We start from the raw sequence: 21,922 nt of genomic DNA, 5'->3' as shown, positions 1-21,922 counted from the left end.
TTCTCTCCCGACAGATCAAGAGTTATAGTGCTCTGATTGAGAGTAGCGGTAATGTCTTCAGAGGACGGACGGGAGTGCGACCCGATCGAAATTCTGTTGGTCGAACCCAGCCCCGGGGACACCCGTCTATTCACCGAATCGTTCGAGGACGCGAAGATCCGAAACAGCATCCACGCCGTCTCGGACGGCGAGGAAGCCCTCGATTTCGTCTATCGACGCGGCGAACACGCGGACAGTCCGCGCCCCGACCTCGTGCTCCTCGAACCGCAGTTGCCCGGCGACGACGGCATGGCGGTGTTGTCCGAGTTGAACAACGAACCGCTACTGGCCGATGTTCCCGTCGTCATCCTCACGAGTTCGGACCTCGGCGAAGAGATAGTCAAGTCGCACGGCCTCGAAGCGGACCACTACATCCGAAAGCCGGTCGCACCCGACGAGTTCATCCGTTTTGCGCAGTCGGTCGAACGGTTCTGGATCTCTATCGTCCGCCGGTCGTCGACGGCCGACTGAAGGGGGCCCCTCGGCTCCGTCGTACGACTCCGCGGCGGCGCGGTCAGGCCTTCCCCGCCAGCAAGAGGCGGATGTAACCGAGATACGGCACGCGAATCTGCGCTTTCGCGACGACCCACTCCGCGCGGACGGGACCGGAGGCGATACCGCTGACTTGGTCGTACATCTCGTTGTTGTCGCCCAACGTGATGTAACCGTCGTGCGGTGCCGGACAGTTCACGAGTTCCGCGCAACTGTCGACTCCGGCCGGGACGTGGTTCGGGTCGGCCCTGTCGTACCAGTTTTCGCCGTCGGACACCCGAAAGCGCGCCCGGTGGATTATCGGCGACCCCCGATTTCCGGGGGCGTCGTAGACGACGACGTCGCCCGGTTCCGCGAACCGACTGTATCCCTCCGAGGCGTCGGACGTGACGACGCCGTACTCGTCTGCGGCGGGACCGGCGAACCGTTCGGCGTCCGTCACCACGACGAGGTCACCTTTCGTCATGTGCGGTTCCATGCTCGGACTCTCGACTGCGACCATCGGCGGCCAGACGCCGGTCGCACCGAACAGCAAGAGACCGACGAGAACCACCGCGGCGACCGTCTGGAGGAAGTCGCGGACGTAGATGGGGAGGTCGGGACCGGGCGTGTCGTCCATCGAACTCCTCTCTGCGGTCGAACGGAAAAGGGTTGGCGGTTCCGCCGGTCACTCTCGATGACAATTCACTTCTCCGGGCTCCGCGTCCGCCGGGGCATGGACGACGCCTACGAACTAGTCCGTAAACTACCCGACGCGGAGACGTTCTGCGAACTCCGCGAGGCGGCCGGGATGTCCCCGCGGAGCGTCGAGGGCGCGCGGGCGGGCCTTCCGAACACCGTCTTCGGAGTCAGCGTCCGCCGCGACGGCGAGACGGTGGGGATGGCCCGCATCGTCGGAGACAGAGGAACGGTCTACCAGATTGCGGACATGGCGGTTCGACCGGCTCACCAAGGCCGGGGTCTCGGCACCGCGATGATGGACGAACTCGTGGCGTATCTCGACCGCGAAGCGCCGCCGAACGCCTACGTGAACCTCTTTGCCGACGTGGACGGCTTCTACGAGCGGTGGGGGTTCGAACCGACCGCGCCCGCGTCCCGCGGGATGTATCGTCGGACCGATTGAGACGCCTTCGGCCCCACCTTATACCCCGCTTCCGACCGTATCCGAGCGCATGGACGCGATGGTCATCACCGACTTCGGCGGCACCGACGTCTTCGAACGGCGCGACGTGGAGAAACCCTCTCCGGACCCGACGGAGGTTCTCGTGAAGGTACACGCCTCGTCGGTCAACCCCGTCGACACCAAGATTCGGCAGGCCGGGTCGTGGGCCGGAATCTCGCCGCCGACGGTCATCGGCTACGACGTGTCGGGCGTCGTCGAGGCGGTGGGCGAGTCCGTGACCGACTTCGAAGTCGGCGACGAGGTGTTCTACACGCCCGAGATATTCGGCGAACAGGGGAGTTTCGCCGAGTACCACGTCGCCGAGGAGTCCATCGTCGCGCGGAAACCGTCGACCCTCTCGCACACCGAGGCGGCGGCGCTTCCCCTCGCGGGCGGCACCGCGTGGGAGGCGATGGTCACTCGCGGCGACGTGGGTGCGGGCGAGACGGTGCTGATTCACGGCGCGGGCGGCGTCGGCGCGCACGCCGTCCAGATTGCCGACGCCGCCGGGGCGCAAGTCGTCGCGACGACGAGTCCCGAGACGGTCGAACAGACGGAAGAACTCGGGGCTGCCCGCGCCATCGACTACGAGTCAGAGGATTTCGCGGCGGTGATGAACTCGGAGTTCGAAGACCCGGCGGACGCGGTGTTCACCACCGTCGGCGGCGGCACGTTGGCCGAGAGCGCCGAGGTCACGCGGCCGCACGGCCGGATGGTGACCATCCTCGAACCGGAGGGCGAGTGGGGCGCGGCCTACCAGAAGAACTTCACCGTCCACATGCTGTTTCTCGAACGCGCCCGCCACTACCTCGACGGCCTGCGCCGCCTCGTCGAACGCGGGCAACTCGAACCGGTCATCGACTCGGTGGTACCGCTCGAAGACGTGGCGGAGGCCCACGAGATGGTCGAGGAGGGCGGCCTCACCGGGAAAGTCGTCCTCGACGTCACGGCGTGAGACCCCGTGGGCCGCCCGACGCGGTCCAGCGACGGCACGGAGAGCGGTCGGTTCGGCGGCGGCCGCGGAATACGTCGATTCGGCGGCAAAAACCGATAACAGTTTACTCGGACAATAGGTCGGCGTGATGTTTCACGGCATCGCGGGGCCGGTCGTCGCTCAGGCTTCGAATCCGAGCGGCTCGGTCGGCGGACTACTCTCGAACCCCTGGTTCTACGCCGCGTTCGCCGCCGTTTCGCTCACCGTCGGTGCGGCCGTCGGCGTCTGGAACCCCCCGGATCGGGGGTGGCAGGCGGGACTCCTCGCCGTCGGCGGCGGGTCGCTCGTCGTCTCGTTGGCATTCGAGTTGTTCGACCCCGCCGTCCGGAACATCGGCGAGTGGAACGCGTCGGGATTCTTCCTCTTGGGCGTCCTCGCGTTCGGCGGACTGGACATCCTCATCGACCACCTGATGAACGACGAATCCGAGGAGAACGGGGTGGGTCTGTGGGCGAGTGTGACGACAGACGGCATCCCCGAGAACGCGGCGATGGGGTCGCTGCTGGTCGGGAACGTCTCCGGCGCGACGGCGTTTCTGTTCGCGTTGGTCGTGACGAACGGTTCGCAGTCGATGATGTCCGCGACGAACATGTCCGAGAACCGCGGCAGGGACAAGACGTTCGCGGCGTGGGCGGTGACGGCGTTCGTCGTCGGCGGGTCGGTGATGCTGGGCTACTGGTTCATCCCGCCCCTGCCGGACTTCTGGCTCGGAGTTGTTCGCTCGTTCGCCGGTGGCGCGATACTGGCGTCGCTGGCGGGCGAAATCTACCCCGACGCCTACGAACAGGCGGGTCCGGTCGTCACGTTGGCGACGGCCGCCGGATTCCTCGGGACGTTCCTCCTCTGAGCGTCTCGCGCACGCGCCGGTTCAGACCGGCGTTCCGAACGCGTAGACCGTCTGGTGACTCGTCACCTCGACGCTCAAGAAGTCGCCGGGTTCGACGCCGTGGTCGGAGGCGTTCTGGACGATGATCTGTCTGTAGGCTTCGTCGCGGCACTTCACGGAGTCGCCGGTACCCTCCTCGACGGCCATCACGCGGTGCGTCTCGCCGACCATCTCCTCGTACGCCTCGGCGACGATATCCATCTTCAACTCGGACATCTCCTTCGAGCGTTCCTTTTTGAGAGTGCCGCCGAGGCCCTTCATCTCGGCGGCGTCGGTGCCGGGGCGCTTCGAGAACCGGGTGATGTTCACCTTCTCGGGGCGGACTTCCCTGAACAGAGCCATGCTCTGGGCGTGGTCGTCGTCCGTCTCGGTCGGGAACCCGACGATGAAGTCCGTAGAGAGCGTCCAGTACTCCAACTCCCGGTCGAACGTCTCGACTATCTCGACGAACTTCTCGACGCGGTGTTGGCGGCGCATCTCCTCTAGCACCGTATCGGACCCCGACTGGACGGGCAGGTGGATGAAGTTGTACAGGTTCTCGTGTTCGTCGAACACCGCCGCGAGTTCCTCGTGGATACCGTGAATTCCGCCGGGGTTCGCCATGCCGAGGCGGACGCGGAAGTCGCCGTCTATCTCGGAACAGATTCGGTCGAGCAGTTCCGGAAGCTTCCGGTCGCCGTCGTCCCAGCCGTAGACGCCGGTGTCTTGGCCGGTGATTCGAATCTCCTTCGCTCCGGCGTGGACGAGTGCGCGAGCCTTCTCGACGTTCTCCGTGACCGACGGCGAGTCGACGCGGCCGGTGGCGAACTTCGTGATGCAGTACGAGCAGTTCGACATACAGCCCCGAGCGATGGGGAGGATGCCGACGACGCCGTCTAAGACGGGTTCGACGCCGGGGCCGGGCGTCGGACACTCGCCGTTCGTGACGGCGGTGGGGACGTCGTCCCAGTGGAGAATCTGGGCGTCCACCTCCTCCTCGCGGAACTCCTCGCCTTGCGCCAGCGCCATACAGCCGGTGATGATGAGGTCCGCCGTCTCCGCCTCCAGTTCTTTGGCCCGGCGGAGCATGTTCCGCTCCGTCTTCTCCACGACCGTACAGGTGTTCATGATGGCGACGTCGGCTTCCTCGGGCGCGTCGACGCGGTAGTGCCCCGCGTCGCGAAGCGCGCTCTCGATGGCGCGGCTCTCGCCGCGGTTCGAGGTACAGCCGTACGTCTCGATGTGATATCGGGCCATTCGGTCGTCGTGAGATATCGGTTCGGCGGCCAAAAGCGCGACGGTACGGGCCGAACGAGGGCGGAGAACGTTCCAGAAAGAATATACTTTCACCCCGAAAACACGAGACCGATGCCCTCCCACACGTCCAGACGCCGCTTCCTCGCGGCCGTCGGCGCGGCGGCCACCGCCTCTCTCGCCGGGTGCGTCGATAGCGCCGACGAACTCGACGGCGACTTGGGCGACGGCGCACCCGTCCCCGACGACGCGACGACCGATTGGCCCCTCCCCCACTTCGACGCGCAAGCGACGAGTTACAACCCGAACCCCGTCGGTCCGACGGAGAAACCGACCGCCCGGTGGAACGTGGAAGGCGGGTGGCCCACCGGCCGCATCGCCGTCGTCGGCGACACGGCGTACGTCCCTCTCGCGGAGAGCCTTCGCGCTCTCGACACCGCCTCCGGCGAGGAACGCTGGCGCGTGGGGGAGCGAACGGACACCGACACCAACTACGGGTCTCCGCAGTTCACCTCGCCCGCCGTGGTGGACGACACCGTCTACGTCGGGACGGCGGACCGACGCGGCCTTCTGGCTCTCGACGCCGAGACGGGCGAGGAGCGCTGGCGGTGGGTGCCGGGAGACAGAACGGACGTTCGCACGCCGGCCGTTCCGGCCGACGACGGCGTCGCCGTCGGAACCGACGATGGACTCGTCGCCGTTTTGGACTTCGAGACGGGAGACCCCATCTGGACGTTCGAGGTGTTCGGCGAGGTGTCGAAACTCGCGTTCCCGTTCAACTCGCTGTACGTCGGGACGACGGGCGGCGAGGTGTACAACCTCTACGACGGCCGCGGTCTGTGGCGGCGGAAACTCGGCGGGTCGATAGAGGCACTCGCCGTCCAAGGGTCGAACGGCGTCTACGCGGGGACGTTCGGCGGCGGCGTCTACCGCCTCTCGGGCGGCGCGCACACCGGACGGACGCGGTGGCGCGCCGAGGACGGCCCCACGGCGCACGGCGCACTCGCACTCGCGGACGGCATCGTCGTCGGGACGGACCTCGCGCGGGCGCGAGGACTCGACCACCGGACCGGCGAGGTGCGCTGGGAGATAGCGGGCGACTTCGGCGCGCCGCCCGCCGCCTCGGGGTCGGTGGCGTACCTCGGGGGCGAGGACGGCGTCGTCGCGGCGAACCTCGACGGCGGGGTCGGCGTCGGCGACGCTCGATTCGGCGCGAAGCGGTGGTCGGTCTCCGTTGAGGGAACGCCGACGACCGGCGTGAGCGTCGCCGACGGCGCGCTTTTCTTCGCCACGCAGGGCGACAAAAACGCCGAGTCGCGTATCTACGCGATGGAGTGAGAGAGGGCCGAACCGGCGTTCGAACGGGACCGCGCGTCAGGAGTCGGGATGCCCGGCGACGAGTTCGACGCCCGAGGACGCGCCGATGCGTTCGGCTCCCGCCTCGAACATCGCCATCGCCTCCTCGTAGGAACCGACGCCGCCACTCGCCTTCACCGGGAGATACTCGGCCATCAGTTCCACGTCTTCGACCGTCGCGCCCCCATCGGCGAACCCGGTGGAGGTCTTCACGAAGTCGGCGTCGGCATCGACGGCCGCCTCGCAGGCGCGGCGTTTCTCCGCGTCGGTCAGGAGAGCCGTCTCGATTATGACCTTCACCGGAATCGGGACGGCCGCGACGACTTCCGCGATGTCCTCGGCGACGGCGTCGTCGTCGCCGGCTTTCAGTCGCCCGACGTTGATGACCACGTCGAGTTCGTCGGCGCCCGACCGCCACGCGTCGGCGGCCTCCTCGTGTTTCGCGGCCGTCGAGTGCTGGCCGTGCGGGAAGCCCACGACGGTCGCGAGCGTCACGTCCGGCGCGTACTCGGCGGCCTCGGCGACGTAACACGGCGGGATGCAGGCGTTCATCCCCTGCTCTTCGGCGTCGTCTAACACCCGTTTCACGTCGTCGAGCGTCGTCTGCGGGCCGAGTACCGTGTGGTCTATGCGGGCGGCGAACTCCGTTCGGTCCATGCGCGGGGCGACGGTACGGCGGGCCAAAAACGCGCCGACTCGCCCGGTTCGGGGCGCTACCGGTCCCGGAGGGTCTCGAACGCCCACCAGACGGCGGAGATGCCCACGGTGGCCCACCCGAGAGGGACCACCGCGGACCGCACGAACTCGGCTGAGAGCGCTCCGACGGCGGCGAGAGCGACGAGCGTCGCTAAACTCCCGAGGAGCATGAAGAGCACCGCCCATCCCGGGCTGAACTCGGGGAGACCGGATTCGACGTCGGTCGGCGAGTCGTCGTCGGTGACCATACGACACCGTCGGCGACCTTCCGTAAGGCTTTCACGCCGCCCCCGCGCCCCTCCGGCATGGCGATACTTCCGGACGGATTCGCGCTTCCGCCGCCGACGTACCTCGCTCTCCTCTTCGTGGCGGGCAGCGTCGTCGGACGCGAGGCGTACCAGAGACGCCCGGCGGTGACGCCCCACCGCATCCTCGCGTTCGCGCCGTGGATGGTTCTGGGCTCGGCCCTCCACGTCCTGTTCGTCCTCGACGCCCTCCCCGGCGTCGTCCGCCCCCTCGCGGGGACGCCCGCGGTGTACGTCTCGGTGGCCATCCTCGGCGTCGCGACGTGGGTCGCTTCCGACGCCGTCTCGTCGGCGGGCGCGGCGTCGGCGGGCGCGGACGACTCCGCCGCCCGCATCCTCGGAGGCGTCGGTACGGCTCTCGCTCTCGCGGCTTCCGCGGCGGTTCTCCTCGCCGGCGCGTCCGACGGGACGCTGTCGCCCTCGGTTCCCGTCATCGGCCTCGTCGCTTCGGCCGCCGTCGCCGCCGTCGCGTGGGCGGTTCTCGTTCGCGCGCACCCCCCCGCGGCGGTCACGGGCGTCGTCGGCGGACTCGCCGTCTTCGGTCACAGCCTCGACGCCGTCTCGACGGCCGTCGGAGTGGACCTGCTCGGCTTCGGCGAGCGAACGCCGCTCTCTCGGTTCATCATCGAGTTCGCTCACGGACTGCCGACCGACCCCTACCTCGGCGGCGGGTGGCTTTTCGTCCTCGTCAAACTCGCCGTCGTCTGCGGCGTCGTCGCCCTGTTCGCCGACTACGTCCGCGAGGAACCGACCGAGGGCTTTCTGCTCCTCGGGTTCGTGGCGGCGGTCGGACTCGGCCCGGGCGCGCACAATCTGCTTCTCTTCACCGTCGCTGGATAACATCCGTCGGCCTGCCGAGGGTCCCTCGGCGCCGTCATCGGACGGAATCCGACTGCTCGCCGAACGGGGTTCGGCAACGTCACCAGAACGCGAAGCGTTCCGGTTGGCGGACGAGACGCGAAGCGTCTCGTCAACGTCGCCGGGTAGGCTTCCCCTACCCGCCCGACGCGAGCGTTTTTACACGCGGCGCGTGACCTGCGGTCAGATGCCCCGTATCGTCTGTGCCGGTCACCTGAACTGGGACGTGCTGTTCCGCGTCGACGCCCTCCCACAACCCGACGGCGAGGCGACCGTCCGCGATAGAACCGCCTCGGGCGGCGGAAGCGCCTCGAACGTCGCCTGCGGACTCGTCGATTTGGGTGCGGAGGCGTCGCTTCTCGGTAGCGTCGGCGACGACGACCACGGCCGGACCGCCCGCGAGCAACTCCGCTCGAACGGCGTCGACTGTGACAGCGTCGTCACCGTCCCCGACGGGGAGACGGCGACGAAGTACATCGTCGTCGAACCGAGCGGCGAAGTGATGGTCCTGGGCTGCGCCGGCGCGAACGAGGCGTTCGACGCCGACGACCTGCCGGACGCCGAACTCGAACGCGCTGACCACCTCCACCTCACGAGTCAGCGACCGGAGACGGCGACGGAACTCGCGCGGCGGGCTCACGACGCCGGACTGACGGTGAGTTTCGACCCCGGCCGACGCATCGGCGAGCGGGCCTACTCGACCGCGATTTCGACCGTCGATTACCTGTTTCTCAACGACCGCGAGGCCGCACTCGCGCTCGACGCGTTCGAGTTGGCCGAACAGACGCTCGTTCTCAAACACGGCCCCGACGGCGCGGAGGTCAGAGACGACGGCGACCGAATCGCACATCCGGGCTACCCCATCGACGCGGTGGACACCACGGGTGCGGGCGACGCCTTCGCCGCGGGGTTCATCGCCGAACGGACCGCCGGTGCCGACTTCGAACGCGCCCTCGCGGTGGCGAACGCCTGCGGCGCGATAGTCTCCCGTTCGCCCGGTTCGCTCGGGACGCTCTCGCGGGATGCGGTCCGGTCGTTCCTCGGCGAGTGACCGACCCGGAACCGTGCCCTTATGAGTCGGCATCGCGTGGGTCTGACGAATGCCACCCGTCGCCCTCGCCGTCGTCGGCCTGTTCGACCCCGGCGAGGCACCTCTGTTTATCGCTCTGTGCGCGCTCGCAGGTCTGATCGCGTCTCTCGCGATGGATCTCTCGATGATTCAGCAAGAGGAAGGGTTTACCCCCGCGTACGTCGCCACGTCCGTCCTCCTGCGAATCCCGCCCGACGACGTCGGGTTCGTGGGCGCGAACGTCGTCCACCACGCCGTGGGGGTTCTCGCGGGGGCGATGTACGCCGTCCTCTATCTGCTTTGGGCGGCGTTTCTCCCCGTCGGGCCGGTCGTGGGGCGTCTCGGCGTCGTGCCGCACGTCGTCGCCGTCGTCGCCGTCGTCCTGTTCATCTACTCGTTTTTCGCGTACTTCGTCCTCCCGCGCGCCGGACGGACGATATACGAGGAGCGCTCGACTGCGGTCTGCGGCCAGTGGCTCCGCTCTTCTCTCGTCTTCGGCGCGGGACTCGTCCTCGTCGCACCGCTTCTCACGTCCGTCGTCTGAGCCGCACCGCTCGGCGATGAGGATTTGACCGCTCGGTTCCGAGCGGCAGCTCTCGGGTCGGGCCGCGAAAGGGGGAAGGGGGGAATGGGAAGGAAGGGGGACGGGTGGGCCGCCGGGACCGTCCGTGAGACGCGACCACCGGACGGCGGGCGCGGGAAGGGGGATGGGGGGACGGGTCGGGGGAGACCCGTGAACGACCGCACGTCCGGGAGGCGCTCGCCGCACCGACGGGAGACCGCCGCACCGTTGCGGAGCGGCGAGGGCGGGCGGAGCACGGGGGAGCGCTCCGCCGACCGAATCCATCGTTTCGACGACCACGGGTGGTACCCGGCGGCCACCTACACATCAGAGGGGGACATAGTTAGTTACGTGCAGGTTAGCCGACGGTAATCTCGTCGAACCACACGTTAGGCGTGGTTAAACTCCTCGTAACTGACCCGTCTCGACGGAGTACCGGACCGCGGCGCTTTTGACGTACAGACGAGACGACGTGCGTATGGCAAAACAGCCCCACCTACTCGTGTCGGAGGGAGACGTAAACGACATCGCACTCGTCCCGGGCGACCCCGGACGCGTGGACCGAATCGCCGGGCAGTGCGAGGATGTCGAAGAGGTGTCGGCCAACCGCGAGTACAAGATAGTCAACGCGACGTACGAGGGCGTTCCGCTCACCATCTGTTCGACGGGTATCGGCTGTCCGTCCGCCGCCATCGCCATCGAGGAACTGTCGCGCGTCGGCGTCGATACCGTGATTCGCGTCGGTACCATCGGCGCACTCCAAAGCGACATCGAAATCGGCGACATGATAGTCGCCACCGGCGCGGCGAAAGAGGAGGGCACCTCGAAGCGCTACGAATCGGCGGTCTACCCCGCGGTCCCGGACTACGAGGTGCTCACCTCTCTTGTCGATTCGGCCGAGGAAAACGACGAGGACGTCCACGTCGGCCCCATCGTCTCGGACGACGCGTTCTACAACGAATCCGACGACTACGTCGAAGACTGGGAGGACGCGAACTTGCTCGCCATCGAGATGGAGGCCGCGACGGTGTTCGCTCTCGCCCGACGAAAAGGGATGCGCGCCGGGGCCATCTGCACCGTCGACGGCAACCTCGTCGAGGGGACGCAGAAGGGCGCGGACGGAGAGGAGGAACTTCCCGAGAAGGCGAAGAACAACGTCGAGCGCGCGATTTCGCTCACCCTCGACGCGGTGACGACGCTCGCGTAGATGAACCCGCTTCGGAGCCTCCTCGCGTGGATTTCGGCCGCTCTCTCCCGATTCCGTCGGGTCGAGCGACGAGAGGCTTCGGAGTTCCGCCGGTGGCTACAGAACACGAACAACCTGCTTCACCTCATCGTCGCGGTCCTCGTTCCCCTCCTCATCGCGTTCGTCACCTACCTCTCGAACGCTCTCTCGACGTTCTCGTTTCTGCTCTTCCCGCCGCTTGCGGCCGGGACGTTCACGCTGTTTTCGGACCCCGAGGGCCGGTACTCGAAACCGGGGAAGTTCGTGGCCGGACTGACGCTCGGAGCGCTCTGCGGACTCGCGGCGTTCGAGTTCGCGGAACTTTTCTCCGGTCCGGCGGGAGACGCGTTCGTCCGCCCCGAGAGCGCCGGACTCGCCGTCTTCTTGACCGCGTTGGTGACGTGGGCTGCGGACGTCGAAGCGCCCTCCGCGTTCTCGACTGCGCTCTTGACGCTCGTCGCCGGACAGGTCGACCCCGTAGCCTACGTGGTGAGTATCTTCCTGTCGTCCAGCATCGTCGCCGTCGTCTTCGTCGTCTGGCGGTCGCGGTTCTACGAACAGCGCGCACGGTACCTCTACGAGACGGTCCGCGGCGACGACCACGTCCTCGTCCCGATGCGCGGCGAGACGGCCGCCCAGACGGCGCTTTTCGGCGCTCACCTCGCGGCCGCCCACGAGGCCGGAAAGGTCGTCCTCCTCGACGTCGTCCCGCCGGAACGGGTCTCTTCGGGCCCCGAGGCGAGTCCCGAGGGAGAGGAGTTAGACGCCGCTGGACCGTCCGGCGAGGAGACGCCTCGTTCGCGCGAGACGGACGAGGCGATAGAGCGACTGGAGTCGTGCGCCTCGGAGATACGAACCCACGTCGGCGTCCCCTGCGAAGTCGTCGTCGCGTCGGGAGAGCCGGTTCCGACGACGCTCGAAACCGCCGAGAACGCGAACTGTGACCTCGTCGTGACGCCGTACGAGGAGGACCGCGGGACGCTCTCGAACTACGTCGGCGGCGTCTTCGGCGGCCGGTTGGACGCCGTCGCGTTCAAGTCCGCGACCGAGACGCGGCGCTGGCGGCGCATCCTCGTCCTCGTCGCGCGGCCGGGCGATACGGCCCACGCGATGATAGATTTCGCGACGAGACTCGCCGGTCGCAGCGGTATCGTCAGCGTCACGACGTGCATCGCGAAGGAAGTCGAACGCCGCGCCGCCGAAAGCCGACTCGCGAACCTCGTCGAGACGGCGGAGGGACCGATAGAGACGCGCGTATCGCGGTCGGACGTGTCGTCGTTCGTCCGCGCCAACGCGTCGGGCTACGACCTCCTCGTCATCGGGTCGAGTCACGAACGGTCCGCCGCCTCGCGGTTCGTCTCCCCGCCCACGTTCCGACGCATCCACGAAGCCGACTGCGACGTCGCCGTGTTCAACCGCGGGAACCCCTGACGCTCTCACCGCCCGCACCGTCTACTCCGCGTCGGGCGTACCGTCCGAGGAGTCGGGCCCGTCGCCCAACAGACGCCGTTCGAGTTCCTCGACGTTCTCGCCGCCGAGCGCGGACTCCGCGAGGAAATGCGCTCCGAGCGATATCGGGCTGATGACGGTGTCCGCTCCGGCGCGCTTCAGTTTGTCCGCGTTCTCGCGTTGGGTCACCGCCGCGACGATAGTCACGTCGGGGTGGAGTTCCCGCGCCGTCAGTATCGCGAGCGCGTCTTCCGCGTCGTTGTTCGTCGCGGTGACGACGGCCGACGCCGTCTGTATCCGCGCCGTCCGTTGCGTGTCCTCGTCGCTCGGGTCGCCCGTGAGGACGGTGTAGCCCCGTTCCGTGAGGCGGCGCGCGCGTTCCTCGTCCGGCGTCACGACGACGGTGTTCGCGCCCGCGAGTTCTTCGAGTATCGGTTCCGTCAGATCCCCGTGGCCGAGGACGAGGACGTGGTTTTCGAGGAGTTCGAGTTGTTGTTCGGTCATGCGTCCGAGTGCTTTCGACAGTTGCGTTTCGATGAGCGGAGAGAGGACGACGCCGGCCACCGCCGCGAACGAGGAGACGGTGAGCACGAGCATCGACAGCGTGAACAGTTCGCCGACGGCCGTACTCGGCGTGATGTCGCCGTACCCGACCGTACTCCCCGTCACGAGCGAGAAGTAGAACGCGTCGAGCAGGTTGTTGACGCCGTCGAAGTGCTCCTCTCTGAGCGTGAACGTCCCGATGGTTCCGTACGCTTGCGACCCCGCGAGCGCGCTCAACGCGGCGATTTGGGTCGTCGTCACGTCCATCTCGCGGTCGAACGACTGCCGGTTCAAAACGAGGAGGACGAACGCGACGACAGAAAGCGCCAACAGCGGAACGGAGCGACTGGCCGACTGTATCAGAGACTGCGCCACCGTTATCGGGAGGAGTGCGAGGGCGGCGTACAGCGCGGCCCGAAGTCCGCGGCGGAGGCCGAACGCGCTCAAGAGGAGCAAGAATCCGGTGATAGTGCCGGTGAACGCGGTAATCTGCAGGACGATGTCGGGAACCGTGACGCCGAACAGGACGGTACTGCCGCCGCTCAGCCCCGCGCCGATGTTGACGACACCGGTGGCGACGGCCAAAATCCCGACGACGAGCGTCGAGAGAAACGACGCGCGAGTCCCGACCCACCGCGCGTACTTGCCCGCCCATTCGGGTGCCATGTCCCTTCGTGACCACCGCCCGGCATAAAGGCCGTCGAACCGCGGCGTCCGCGCGCGGATACGGAAACAGTAATCTATCCGGAGTATCCGTACGTCGTATGGCATCACTCCCCCTCGAACTCCTCTACGGACTCTACCTCGGGGTGCTCACGGGATTCGTCCCCGCACTCATCGCGTGGGCGTTGGGATTCGGTTTCAAGTACTTCACGGGCATCACCATCCCCGGACTCGGTGTCGTCGGCCTCGGCGTCGCCATCGCGGGCCTCAACGGCGGCCTGTTGGCGCTTGCTGACCCCTCTCTGACGGGGTCCGAGAGCCAAGTGCGTCTCACCGTCGCTCTCCTCGTCGTGTTGATGGTGACGCTGTACGCGCACGGCCAGGGAGACAAGATGGGCGAGAACCTCCCGCGGCGACTCTCGTTCGGACGGTTCGCCGCTCGGACGCTCTCTGCGGACGTGGTGGAGCTAGTCGGCGGCCGCGGGCAGGTGCGCGTCACCGTCGTCGGCGACGTGGCCGACGTCGAGGGGTATCCGCCGCTTCCCGCGGACCTCAGAGAGAAGATTTCGACGGGCGAGTGGACGTTTCCCGCCGACGTCCCGGTCGACGAACTGGAGACGAGGTTCGCAGACCGCCTCCAGACCGAGTTCGACCTCGCCGACGTGTCGGTGACGCTCGACGAACGGGCGCGGGCGACAGTCGCCGCCGCGCCGCCGATGAGCGGACTCTCGAAGCGACTCGCCGCGGGCAAGCGCGCCATCTCGGTGACCGCACTCGCGCCCACGGGCGTCGCCCGCGGCGACGAAGTGACGGTGTTCGCGGGCGGCGACGCGTTCGACGCGACGGTGTTCGGCGTCGTGGACGGCGAGAAACCGGTCGCGAAACCGAGCGCCGACGCGGCACTCGCGGACGGCGGCACGGACGAAGACGTGCCGCCGCCACCGGAGACGGTTCCGGCCGCCGCGGGCGGGGAGTGTCGCGTGACCCTCGCGGTGGACCGCCCGACGGCCACCCGACTCGTCGCGACGGACGTAGACCGTCTCGTCGTTCGGTCTCGCGGGGTCCGAAGAGAGTTCGAGTTGATAAACCTGCTCCGCCGCGCCGGGAAGCGCTTCCGGCGACTCACCGTTCGAGAGGGCGGAGCGCTCGACGGGTCGACGCTGGGCGAGGCGACGGTCCGCGACCAGTTCTCCGTGGCGGTGTTGGCCGTCCGCCACGAGGGTCGGTGGTCTCTCGCCCCTCGCGGAGAGCGACGAATCGAGGCGGACGACGACGTCATCGCCGTCGGAAGCGCGACAGATCTGACGGCGTTCGCGGAGGCGGTCGCGTGATGCAGTTCCCGCAACTCGGCCTCGCCGACGTCGGTATCGACGCGGAACTCGCGGCTCTCGTCGGCGAGGTACTCGGCCTCGGCGTCCTCGCGGCCGTCGCCGCCGCCGCCGCGGCACTCGTCTACCGCTGGTACACCAGAGAGCGCATCCCGGCGTGGATAACGGCGATGGTCGGCGGGTCCGCCGTCGCCGTCTCGCGACAGGCGGTCGGTCTGTTCAGGGCCGCGACCGACCCGATGGTCGGTTCGCCCGCGGTGTTCGAACCGACGACGATGCTGGTCAACGTCTCGGCTCTCGGTCTCGCCGTCCTCGTCGCACCCACGGGACTCGCGATCGGCGACCGAATCGCGACCAACGTCTTCGCGGTGTCGGGGGCGCACGAAATCGACGCGGAGGTCAGCCGCCTCGTGCGGACCGTCGGCCGCGTCCGCGGCATCGAACTCCCCGAGTCGACCGACGACATCGACGACATCGACGGCTACGAACCCGTCACCGAGGAACGGAAGGCCACGCTGGCGGGTAAGACGCTTCTGTTCCCCCGCCGCCTCCGCGACGGCGAACTCGTCGAACGGTTCACGGAACGTCTGCAGACCGACCACGGCGTCGGCCACGTCGACGTCGAGATAGACGCGGACGGCACCGTCACCTACCTCGCCGTCGGCCGCCGCGCCGCGGGTATCGGGCCGACGCTCGCACCGGGGACGGCGGCGGTGGCGGTTCGGGCCGACCCCGGTGCCGGTGCGAGCGCCGGCGACGCCGTCCAACTGTGGCGAACCGGACCTGACGGTGAACCCGAACGCGCGGCGACGGCGGAACTGCGCGCCACCGCGGGCGACGTGGCCACCGTCGTCTTAGACGAAAAAGAGGCCGTCCAGTTGGACCCCGCGGAGTCGTACCGCATCCTCACGCTCCCCGACGAACCCGGCGCTGAACACGAGTTCGGGTCGCTCCTCCGCGCCGCGGACGAGACGATGGAGTCCGTGACGGTGCAAGCGGGGAGCGAACTCGACGGGGAGACGCTGAGGGCAGCGGACGCCACCGTCGCCGCGGTGAAACCGTCGGACGGGGTCGTAGAGGCGATTCCGTCGCGCTCTCGGTCGCTGGGCGCGGGCGACGTGCTCTACGTCGTCGCCAGACCCGAAGCGATTCGGCGCGTCTCCGGTCGCGCCGCGGCGACGAAGGACGCTCCCGCGACGGGCGAGTGACGACTCCAGACGCCGCGCCGACGCCGGACGGTGACCGACTTCGGGCGCAACCCTCATTTTCCCGCCCCGGAGAGATACTACCATGACAACGGTGCGCTGGAAGCTGTTTGCGGACCTCGCGGAGGCGGCGGGCGACCGAACCACGGACGTTCCCGTCGCGTCGGACGCCACGGTGCGCGATGCGCTCGACGCGCTCCTGGAAGACCGGGACGCGCTCGGAGACCGCATCTTGGACGAGGACGGCGAACTCAGAGAGCACGTCAACCTCCTGCAGAACGGGAGCGCGGCGTCCCAGTCGGACGCCGTCTCGGACGGCGACGAACTGGCGCTGTTTCCGCCGGTCAGCGGCGGGTGACCGAGAGCGTCACTCCCCGCCGAACCCGCGCCGCCACGACGTCGCCCACTTGCCGAGACGGGCGTTGGCGTTCATGAGCCAGACCCAGAGACGCCTCGGCATCCCCTCGGGCCGAACGAGGGGGTGACCGCGTTGCGTCGCGACGGTCTGGCTCTCCGTGAACCGGGCCATCCCCTGTTCGCCGTGTCGGCGGCCGAGTCCCGAGTCGCCCACCCCGCCCATCGGCGCGTCGAGCGACGCCCACGTCGCCGCGTAGGCGTCGTTGATGTTCACCGACCCCGCGTCGATTCGCGCCGCGGCCTGTTCGGCGCGCGCGGTGTCCTCGGACCAGACGCTCGCGTTCAGGCCGTACGGCCCCTCGTTTGCGCGTTCGACGGCCTCGGCGATACCCGACACCCCGTAGACGGAGGCGACGGGGCCGAACGTCTCCTCGCCGTACGCCGCCATCTCCGGCGTCACGTCGGTCAGGACCGTCGGTTCGTAGAAGTACGGTCCCACGTCCGAGCGACGACGGCCGCCGGTCAGCACAGTCGCGCCCTTCTCGACTGCGTCCTCGACGTGCGACCGAACCCTTTCTAACTGGGCCTCGGAGGCGAGAGAGCCGACGTCCGCGTCGTAGTCGTAACTCGCGCCCAGCGACAACCGCCGCGTCTCGCGGACGAACGCGTCTACGAACGCCTCGCGAATCGAGTCGTCGACGTACACCCGTTCGGCTGAGACGCAAAGCTGTCCCGCGTTCGCGAAACACCCCCGGGCGGCACCGCGGGCGGCCGTCTCCACGTCGGCGTCCGCGAGGACGAGAAGCGGGTTCTTCCCGCCGAGTTCGAGCGAACAGTCCGTGAGATGCCGCCCGGCGTTCGCCGCGACGGTGCGGCCCACCTCCGTGCTCCCGGTGAAACAGACGTGGTCCGCCTCGGCGACTATCGCCTCGCCGAGGTCCGACCCGCGCCCCGTCACGACGGGGACGAGGTCAGCCGGCAGACCCGACTCGACGAGAAAATCCGCCAGTTCGAGCGCGGTGAACGGCGTCCGTTCGTCGGGTTTCAGAACCGCGGCGTTGCCGGCCAAAAGCGCGGGAATCGCGTCGGAGACGGCGAGGGTGATGGGGTAGTTCCACGGCGAAATGACCCCGGCGACGCCCACCGGGCGGCGGTGTTCGACCGCCCGCGTGAGGAGAGGGACCGCACCGCTCCGCCGCCGACTCGCGAGGTGGTCTGCGGCGTGGTTCGCGTAGTAGCGCGCAGTGGCGGCGACGTCGAGGAGTTCCTCGTGGGCGTCGAATCGCGATTTCCCCGTCTCGGCCTGCGCGAGGTCCAACACCTCAGACTGCCGGTCGAGGAGGCGGTCGTGAAACCGCTCGAACACCGCCACTCGGTCCCCGAGCGGTCGGTCGGCCCACTCGGCTTGCGCCTCGCGGGCGCGGGCGAACGCCGATTCGACGTCCTCGCCCGTGCAGGCGGGGACGGACCCGAGCGTCTGCCCGTCGTACGGAGACTCGACTGCGAGCGTCGGTCGGTCGTCGGTCGTCTCGACGGCCGACGCGAGTGCGTCGAGACGGTCGGGACGAACCGACGGCGGCGTGGAGGATTCCATAGGCCGACGTTCGTCGGCGCGTCATATAACGGACGGGGAACGAAAGCGAGAACGGAAGACGGCAGGCTCTCTCTGTCGGCGAAACCGCGCGCCGGGCCGGTCCGACTACTCCGGACGCGGGCGGGCGACGAACAGGGTTTCGACGAGGCTGAACGGGTCGTAGACGGACTGGTGACACTGGCAGTAGACGTCGTCCGCCGCGTCGAACTTGGCGGCGTCTTCGGCCTGTTTGTACCCGGGGACGCAACAGAAGTGCGTACATTTGTTCAGCCACGCGACGAACCCCTGATCGGTCGACGCTTGGAGCCACGGGTCGTCCTGCGCCATCTGCTCTATCCGCGGAGAGCGGATGACCTGAATCGGGATGGTGTCTTCTGCGTCTTCGGACCGCCACCGGCCGGTGGCGGGTTTTCCGAGGCCGGACGCACCGATGCCGTTGCCCCAACTCTGGTAGTCTTCGAACATGCTGACGTTGAGGCGGTCACCCTCCGACAGTTCCTCCGACTGCCAGTCGTAGCCGGGGTTCGAACCGGAGATAAAGTAGTTGTCGCTGTCGTAGTCCGGTTCGATGCCCGCGTAGGACTCGACGCCGCAGTACTGGAACCACTCCGAGGAGTAGGTGACGCCGCTTCCTTGGTAGTCTTCGGTCTCGGCGATCTGGATGGAGACACCGTTTTCCTCTACGGTCTTGACTTCGGGCCAGACGCCCTTGAGGTAGCCTTCCTCGTCGATTTCGATCGGTATCTGCGGCATCCCGCGCGGCGCGGGACCGGCGGTGTTCTCGATGGCGAACGCCTGCGTCGTCCCACCACCGGCACCCGTGGAGGACGTCGCGCTGTTGATACCGGCGACCCCGGTCGCCCCGACGCCCGCGAGCGTCGCCCCACCGACGACTCCCTTGACGAATCGGCGGCGGCCCGAGTCCTCGGGATACTTGTCGCTCTCGCTCATACCCGACAGTTCGTGTCGCCGGTAAAAAGGGTGACGAAACCCCCGTTCGGGCGACAGCGCCGCCGTTCGAGGCGCGAACCAGGACTGCCGGACGCCCCGTCTCGCCCGGCGGGGTCCGCATCCGGCGCGTTCGGAAACCGGAAACTGGGACACCACGGCCTGTCTTTCACGATTTTTCGAACGCTCGGGCAAATTTTCGGCCGGGTTCGGGTGCTTTTACCGTCCCGCGGGGATACTCCAAGTTATGGAACTGCATACCAGGGACGTCAGACAGGACGTCCGAGAGTTGGGTGCCCTCCTCGGGGACGTCTTGGAAGAGCAGACGTCGACGGCGTCGTTCGAGACCGTAGAGGACCTCCGCACGGCCGCCATCGACTACCGAAAGGGAGAACTCGGCTCGCGAGACTCGCTTCACCGGACGCTCGCCGCTCTCGACCCCGCCGGAGAGAGCGTCGTCGCCCGCGCGTTCACGACCTACTTCGAACTCATCAACCTCGCAGAAGAGCGAGAGCGCGTCCGCACCATCCGCGAGAGTTCACAGGAGGGGTCGCTCAACGACGGGCTTCTCGCCACCGTCGAGGCACTCGTCGAGGGGGACGCGGACGCGGATACGGTCCAGCGCGTCCTCGACGACGTCCTCATCGAACCGACGTTCACCGCCCACCCGACAGAAGCCCGCCGGAAGACCGTGAAGGCGAAACTCCGCTCTATCGCCCGTGACCTCGAAGAACTCGACGAACGCCGCCTCACGGATCAGGAACACGACCGAGAGTGGCGGCGCGTCGACGCCGAGGTGACGAGCCTCTGGCAGACGTCGCAGGTCCGCCAGCGCCGACCGGAACCGCAAGACGAGGCCCGAAACGTCCAGTGGTACTTAGAGAACATCCTCTTCGACGTCGTCGGCGAGGTGTACGCCGAGTTAGAGGACGTCCTCGCGGACGAGTACCCCGACGTAGAGGTGCCGAAACTGTTCGAGTTCCGCTCGTGGGCGGGGTCGGACCGAGACGGCAACCCGTTCGTGACGACGGACGTGACGACGGACACCTTAGAACGGCAACGCGCGGTCGTCCTCGGGAAGTACCAGGACGCGCTGAAGCGTCTCTCGGGCGTCCTCAGTCAGGACGGCGACCGAATCGACACCGGCGTCGAGTTCAAACGCTCTCTCGCGGCCGACAGAGAGCGCCTGCCCGGCGTCGCCGTCGAAACCGAAGAGCGGTACCCCGACGAACCGTACCGCCAGAAGCTGAAACTGATGCGCGAACGCCTCCGACGCATCGAGGACGTCCGCCCGAGCGGATACGCGGACCACCACGAACTCCTCGAAGATCTGGAGGTAATCGACCAGAGCCTCCGGAACAACGGTGCGGAGATAGTCGCAGACGAGTATCTCCGACCGCTCATGCGGCAGGTGGACACGTTCGGCTTCACGCTCGCGAGCCTGGACCTGCGCGACCACCGCGAGAATCACACCGAGGCGGTCCACGAAGCCCTCGCCAACGAGGGCATCGACTACCGCGGGCGAGACGAGGACGAACGCGTCGAGATACTCACCGACGCCGTTCTCCAGTCCGAGACGACGGTGAATCTGGACGACCCCGGCGACGTCTCGGACACCGCAGAGCGCGTCCTCGAGCGCTTTCAGGAACTCGGCGAGTGGCAACGGGAGTTCGGCGTCGGCGCGATAGACACCTACGCCATCTCGATGACAGAAGAGCCGAGTCACGTCCTCGAAGTGCTGTTCCTCGCGGACCAGGCGGGCGTCGTCTCCCTGCCCGACCACTGCGGACTCGACGTCGTTCCCCTGCTCGAAACCGAGTCGGCGCTGAACGGCGCGCGCCGCATCATGGGTACCCTCTACGAGAACGAGGCGTACGAGCAGGTGTTGGCCGCGCGGAACAACGTCCAAGAGATAATGCTCGGCTACTCCGACTCGAACAAGGAGAACGGCTTTCTCGCGGCCAACTGGGACCTCTACAAGAACCAACGTCGCCTCGCGGACATCTGCGACGACTTCGACGTGAAGATGCGCCTGTTCCACGGCCGCGGTGGGTCCATCTCCCGCGGCGGCGGCCCGATGAACGAGGCGATGCTCGCGCTTCCGAACGAGACGGTGACGGGTCAGATAAAGTTCACAGAACAGGGCGAGGCCATCGCCGAGAAGTACGGAAACCCCCGCATCGCGGAGCGAAACCTCGAACAGATGCTGAACGCGCAGGTTCGCTCGCGGTTCGAGTCCATCCGCGAACCCGAAGAGGACGTCCCCGACGAGTGGATGGACGCGATGGACACGATGGCCGCGGCGGCGCGAGAAGAGTACTACGACTTGCTCGAATCGGACGGCTTCGTCTCGTACTTCGAGCAGGCGACGCCCATCACGGTCATAGAGGAGTTGAACCTGGGCTCTCGCCCCGCCTCTCGCTCCGACGCCGAACGCACGGTAGAGGACCTCCGGGCCATCCCGTGGGTGTTCTCGTGGACGCAATCGCGGTGCATCCTCCCCGGATGGTACGCGCTCGGAACGGGTATCGAGGCGTATCTCGACGACGGCGGCGACGTGGAGACGCTACGCGAGATGTACGACGAGTGGCCGTTCTTCCGGACGACGCTCGACAACGCCTCTCAAGCGCTCGCGCGCACCGACTTCGACATCGCGAGCGAGTACGCGGACCTGGCGGAGCCGTCGCTCAGAGAGTCGTTCTTCCCGCGTCTCGAAGGCGAGTACAACCGTGCGCGCGACGTCGTCCGCGAAGTCAGCGGCCGCGAGTCGCTCTTGAAGCGCGACTGGTTACAGCAGAGCCTCCGTCGCCGGAACCCTTACGTCGACCCGTTGAACCTGCTCCAGACGCATCTACTGGCGCAGTCTCACAGGACCGAAATCGAGGAACAGACGCTCAGACTGACGGTCAAAGGCATCGCCGCGGGGATGAAAAACACCGGGTGAAAAAGGAGGGCTCG

General features: G+C 67.6%; 21 protein-coding genes. 14 read left to right on the top strand and 7 right to left on the bottom strand.

Going from position 1 to position 21,922, the window contains the following annotated elements; genetic code table 11:
- The first annotated feature begins 51 nt into the window (after window positions 1-51).
- Window positions 52-510: a response regulator gene (locus BM167_RS10070; RefSeq protein WP_092892060.1), complete on the top strand. Its 459-nt coding sequence runs from the start codon at window positions 52-54 to the stop codon at window positions 508-510.
- A 43-nt stretch (window positions 511-553) separates the two neighbouring features.
- Here BM167_RS10070 and BM167_RS10065 read toward each other — a convergent pair whose 3' ends face one another.
- A complete protein-coding gene (locus BM167_RS10065) occupies window positions 554-1,150 on the bottom strand; it encodes a S24/S26 family peptidase (RefSeq protein ID WP_092892058.1) in 597 nt (198 codons plus the stop codon).
- A 96-nt stretch (window positions 1,151-1,246) separates the two neighbouring features.
- Between BM167_RS10065 and BM167_RS10060 the strand changes: the two genes are divergently transcribed.
- The 3 genes from BM167_RS10060 (at window position 1,247) to BM167_RS10050 (ending at window position 3,534) form a co-directional block, all read left to right on the top strand.
- Entirely contained in the window at window positions 1,247-1,654 is a 408-nt protein-coding gene (locus tag BM167_RS10060; RefSeq protein WP_092892056.1) for a GNAT family N-acetyltransferase, read from the top strand.
- 49 nt (window positions 1,655-1,703) lie between these two features.
- A complete protein-coding gene (locus BM167_RS10055; protein ID WP_092892054.1) occupies window positions 1,704-2,648 on the top strand; it encodes a zinc-binding dehydrogenase in 945 nt (314 codons plus the stop codon).
- A 127-nt stretch (window positions 2,649-2,775) separates the two neighbouring features.
- Window positions 2,776-3,534 (top strand): ZIP family metal transporter, encoded by a 759-nt coding sequence (locus tag BM167_RS10050; protein ID WP_092892052.1) that lies wholly within the window; start codon window positions 2,776-2,778, stop codon window positions 3,532-3,534.
- Between the two features lie 21 nt (window positions 3,535-3,555).
- Here BM167_RS10050 and BM167_RS10045 read toward each other — a convergent pair whose 3' ends face one another.
- Window positions 3,556-4,809, bottom strand: a complete 1,254-nt coding sequence (locus tag BM167_RS10045) for a tRNA (N(6)-L-threonylcarbamoyladenosine(37)-C(2))-methylthiotransferase (RefSeq protein ID WP_092893065.1) — start codon at window positions 4,807-4,809, stop codon at window positions 3,556-3,558.
- A 111-nt stretch (window positions 4,810-4,920) separates the two neighbouring features.
- Here BM167_RS10045 and BM167_RS10040 point away from each other — a divergent pair, with 111 nt between their 5' ends.
- On the top strand, window positions 4,921-6,144 hold the full coding sequence (locus BM167_RS10040) for a PQQ-binding-like beta-propeller repeat protein (protein WP_092892050.1): 1,224 nt from the start codon (window positions 4,921-4,923) through the stop codon (window positions 6,142-6,144).
- A 36-nt stretch (window positions 6,145-6,180) separates the two neighbouring features.
- Here the strand turns inward: BM167_RS10040 and deoC are convergent, their stop codons facing one another.
- The gene (gene deoC / locus BM167_RS10035) at window positions 6,181-6,819 is read right to left on the bottom strand and encodes a deoxyribose-phosphate aldolase (protein WP_092892048.1); all 639 of its coding nucleotides are present in this window, start codon (window positions 6,817-6,819) and stop codon (window positions 6,181-6,183) included.
- 56 nt (window positions 6,820-6,875) lie between these two features.
- A complete protein-coding gene (locus BM167_RS10030; RefSeq protein ID WP_092892046.1) occupies window positions 6,876-7,106 on the bottom strand; it encodes a hypothetical protein in 231 nt (76 codons plus the stop codon).
- Window positions 7,107-7,163: 57 nt separating this feature from the next.
- On the opposite strand from BM167_RS10030, the gene BM167_RS10025 reads away from it, so the two are divergent.
- From BM167_RS10025 to BM167_RS10005, 5 genes are all read left to right on the top strand, one after another.
- Entirely contained in the window at window positions 7,164-8,003 is an 840-nt protein-coding gene (locus tag BM167_RS10025; RefSeq protein WP_092892044.1) for a DUF63 family protein, read from the top strand.
- 205 nt (window positions 8,004-8,208) lie between these two features.
- On the top strand, window positions 8,209-9,072 hold the full coding sequence (locus BM167_RS10020; RefSeq protein ID WP_092892042.1) for an ATP-dependent ribose-1-phosphate kinase: 864 nt from the start codon (window positions 8,209-8,211) through the stop codon (window positions 9,070-9,072).
- 49 nt (window positions 9,073-9,121) lie between these two features.
- Window positions 9,122-9,634, top strand: coding sequence for a hypothetical protein (locus BM167_RS10015; protein ID WP_092892040.1), 513 nt, complete (start codon window positions 9,122-9,124; stop codon window positions 9,632-9,634).
- A gap of 496 nt (window positions 9,635-10,130) precedes the next feature.
- A complete protein-coding gene (locus tag BM167_RS10010) occupies window positions 10,131-10,859 on the top strand; it encodes a guanosine phosphorylase (RefSeq protein WP_092892038.1) in 729 nt (242 codons plus the stop codon).
- Window positions 10,860-12,308 carry a universal stress protein gene (locus BM167_RS10005; RefSeq protein ID WP_092892036.1) on the top strand — a complete coding sequence of 483 codons (1,449 nt, stop codon included), beginning with the start codon at window positions 10,860-10,862 and terminating at the stop codon, window positions 12,306-12,308.
- Between the two features lie 21 nt (window positions 12,309-12,329).
- Here BM167_RS10005 and BM167_RS10000 read toward each other — a convergent pair whose 3' ends face one another.
- Window positions 12,330-13,535: an NAD-binding protein gene (locus tag BM167_RS10000; protein WP_092892034.1), complete on the bottom strand. Its 1,206-nt coding sequence runs from the start codon at window positions 13,533-13,535 to the stop codon at window positions 12,330-12,332.
- A gap of 98 nt (window positions 13,536-13,633) precedes the next feature.
- Between BM167_RS10000 and BM167_RS09995 the strand changes: the two genes are divergently transcribed.
- From BM167_RS09995 to BM167_RS09985, 3 genes are all read left to right on the top strand, one after another.
- The gene (locus BM167_RS09995; RefSeq protein WP_092892033.1) at window positions 13,634-14,863 is read left to right on the top strand and encodes a DUF8167 domain-containing protein; all 1,230 of its coding nucleotides are present in this window, start codon (window positions 13,634-13,636) and stop codon (window positions 14,861-14,863) included.
- Window positions 14,863-16,068: a DUF8167 domain-containing protein gene (locus tag BM167_RS18485; protein WP_092892031.1), complete on the top strand. Its 1,206-nt coding sequence runs from the start codon at window positions 14,863-14,865 to the stop codon at window positions 16,066-16,068. Before BM167_RS09995 ends, BM167_RS18485 begins: the two co-directional genes overlap by 1 nt.
- 91 nt (window positions 16,069-16,159) lie before the next feature.
- A complete protein-coding gene (locus BM167_RS09985; RefSeq protein ID WP_177213364.1) occupies window positions 16,160-16,423 on the top strand; it encodes a ubiquitin-like small modifier protein 1 in 264 nt (87 codons plus the stop codon).
- A 9-nt stretch (window positions 16,424-16,432) separates the two neighbouring features.
- Here the strand turns inward: BM167_RS09985 and BM167_RS09980 are convergent, their stop codons facing one another.
- Together BM167_RS09980 and BM167_RS09975 are read right to left on the bottom strand one after the other, a co-directional pair.
- Window positions 16,433-18,016, bottom strand: coding sequence for a succinic semialdehyde dehydrogenase (locus tag BM167_RS09980; protein ID WP_092892027.1), 1,584 nt, complete (start codon window positions 18,014-18,016; stop codon window positions 16,433-16,435).
- A gap of 105 nt (window positions 18,017-18,121) precedes the next feature.
- Window positions 18,122-18,967 (bottom strand): cytochrome B, encoded by an 846-nt coding sequence (locus BM167_RS09975; RefSeq protein WP_092892025.1) that lies wholly within the window; start codon window positions 18,965-18,967, stop codon window positions 18,122-18,124.
- 244 nt (window positions 18,968-19,211) lie between these two features.
- Between BM167_RS09975 and ppc the strand changes: the two genes are divergently transcribed.
- Window positions 19,212-21,908, top strand: a complete 2,697-nt coding sequence (gene ppc / locus BM167_RS09970; protein ID WP_092892023.1) for a phosphoenolpyruvate carboxylase — start codon at window positions 19,212-19,214, stop codon at window positions 21,906-21,908.
- The last annotated feature ends 14 nt before the right edge of the window (window positions 21,909-21,922 follow it).

Source organism: Halopelagius inordinatus (assembly GCF_900113245.1).
In the GTDB taxonomy this organism is placed as follows: domain Archaea; phylum Halobacteriota; class Halobacteria; order Halobacteriales; family Haloferacaceae; genus Halopelagius; species Halopelagius inordinatus.
This window is presented reverse-complemented; position numbering and strand designations above follow the sequence as displayed.

What these genes read in the sequence shown, in the direction of transcription:
- BM167_RS09975 (WP_092892025.1), bottom strand. Translation starts at nt 18,967, where the DNA reads ATGAGCGAGAGCGACAAGTATCCCGAGGACTCGGGCCGCCGCCGATTC.
- BM167_RS10005 (WP_092892036.1), top strand. Translation starts at nt 10,860, where the DNA reads ATGAACCCGCTTCGGAGCCTCCTCGCGTGGATTTCGGCCGCTCTCTCC.
- BM167_RS10030 (WP_092892046.1), bottom strand. Translation starts at nt 7,106, where the DNA reads ATGGTCACCGACGACGACTCGCCGACCGACGTCGAATCCGGTCTCCCC.
- BM167_RS09995 (WP_092892033.1), top strand. Translation starts at nt 13,634, where the DNA reads ATGGCATCACTCCCCCTCGAACTCCTCTACGGACTCTACCTCGGGGTG.
- BM167_RS10060 (WP_092892056.1), top strand. Translation starts at nt 1,247, where the DNA reads ATGGACGACGCCTACGAACTAGTCCGTAAACTACCCGACGCGGAGACG.
- BM167_RS09980 (WP_092892027.1), bottom strand. Translation starts at nt 18,016, where the DNA reads ATGGAATCCTCCACGCCGCCGTCGGTTCGTCCCGACCGTCTCGACGCA.
- BM167_RS10050 (WP_092892052.1), top strand. Translation starts at nt 2,776, where the DNA reads ATGTTTCACGGCATCGCGGGGCCGGTCGTCGCTCAGGCTTCGAATCCG.
- BM167_RS10025 (WP_092892044.1), top strand. Translation starts at nt 7,164, where the DNA reads ATGGCGATACTTCCGGACGGATTCGCGCTTCCGCCGCCGACGTACCTC.
- BM167_RS10065 (WP_092892058.1), bottom strand. Translation starts at nt 1,150, where the DNA reads ATGGACGACACGCCCGGTCCCGACCTCCCCATCTACGTCCGCGACTTC.
- BM167_RS10045 (WP_092893065.1), bottom strand. Translation starts at nt 4,809, where the DNA reads ATGGCCCGATATCACATCGAGACGTACGGCTGTACCTCGAACCGCGGC.
- ppc (WP_092892023.1), top strand. Translation starts at nt 19,212, where the DNA reads ATGGAACTGCATACCAGGGACGTCAGACAGGACGTCCGAGAGTTGGGT.
- BM167_RS10040 (WP_092892050.1), top strand. Translation starts at nt 4,921, where the DNA reads ATGCCCTCCCACACGTCCAGACGCCGCTTCCTCGCGGCCGTCGGCGCG.
- deoC (WP_092892048.1), bottom strand. Translation starts at nt 6,819, where the DNA reads ATGGACCGAACGGAGTTCGCCGCCCGCATAGACCACACGGTACTCGGC.
- BM167_RS10055 (WP_092892054.1), top strand. Translation starts at nt 1,704, where the DNA reads ATGGACGCGATGGTCATCACCGACTTCGGCGGCACCGACGTCTTCGAA.
- BM167_RS10000 (WP_092892034.1), bottom strand. Translation starts at nt 13,535, where the DNA reads ATGGCACCCGAATGGGCGGGCAAGTACGCGCGGTGGGTCGGGACTCGC.
- BM167_RS10010 (WP_092892038.1), top strand. Translation starts at nt 10,131, where the DNA reads ATGGCAAAACAGCCCCACCTACTCGTGTCGGAGGGAGACGTAAACGAC.
- BM167_RS10020 (WP_092892042.1), top strand. Translation starts at nt 8,209, where the DNA reads ATGCCCCGTATCGTCTGTGCCGGTCACCTGAACTGGGACGTGCTGTTC.
- BM167_RS18485 (WP_092892031.1), top strand. Translation starts at nt 14,863, where the DNA reads ATGCAGTTCCCGCAACTCGGCCTCGCCGACGTCGGTATCGACGCGGAA.
- BM167_RS10070 (WP_092892060.1), top strand. Translation starts at nt 52, where the DNA reads ATGTCTTCAGAGGACGGACGGGAGTGCGACCCGATCGAAATTCTGTTG.
- BM167_RS10015 (WP_092892040.1), top strand. Translation starts at nt 9,122, where the DNA reads ATGCCACCCGTCGCCCTCGCCGTCGTCGGCCTGTTCGACCCCGGCGAG.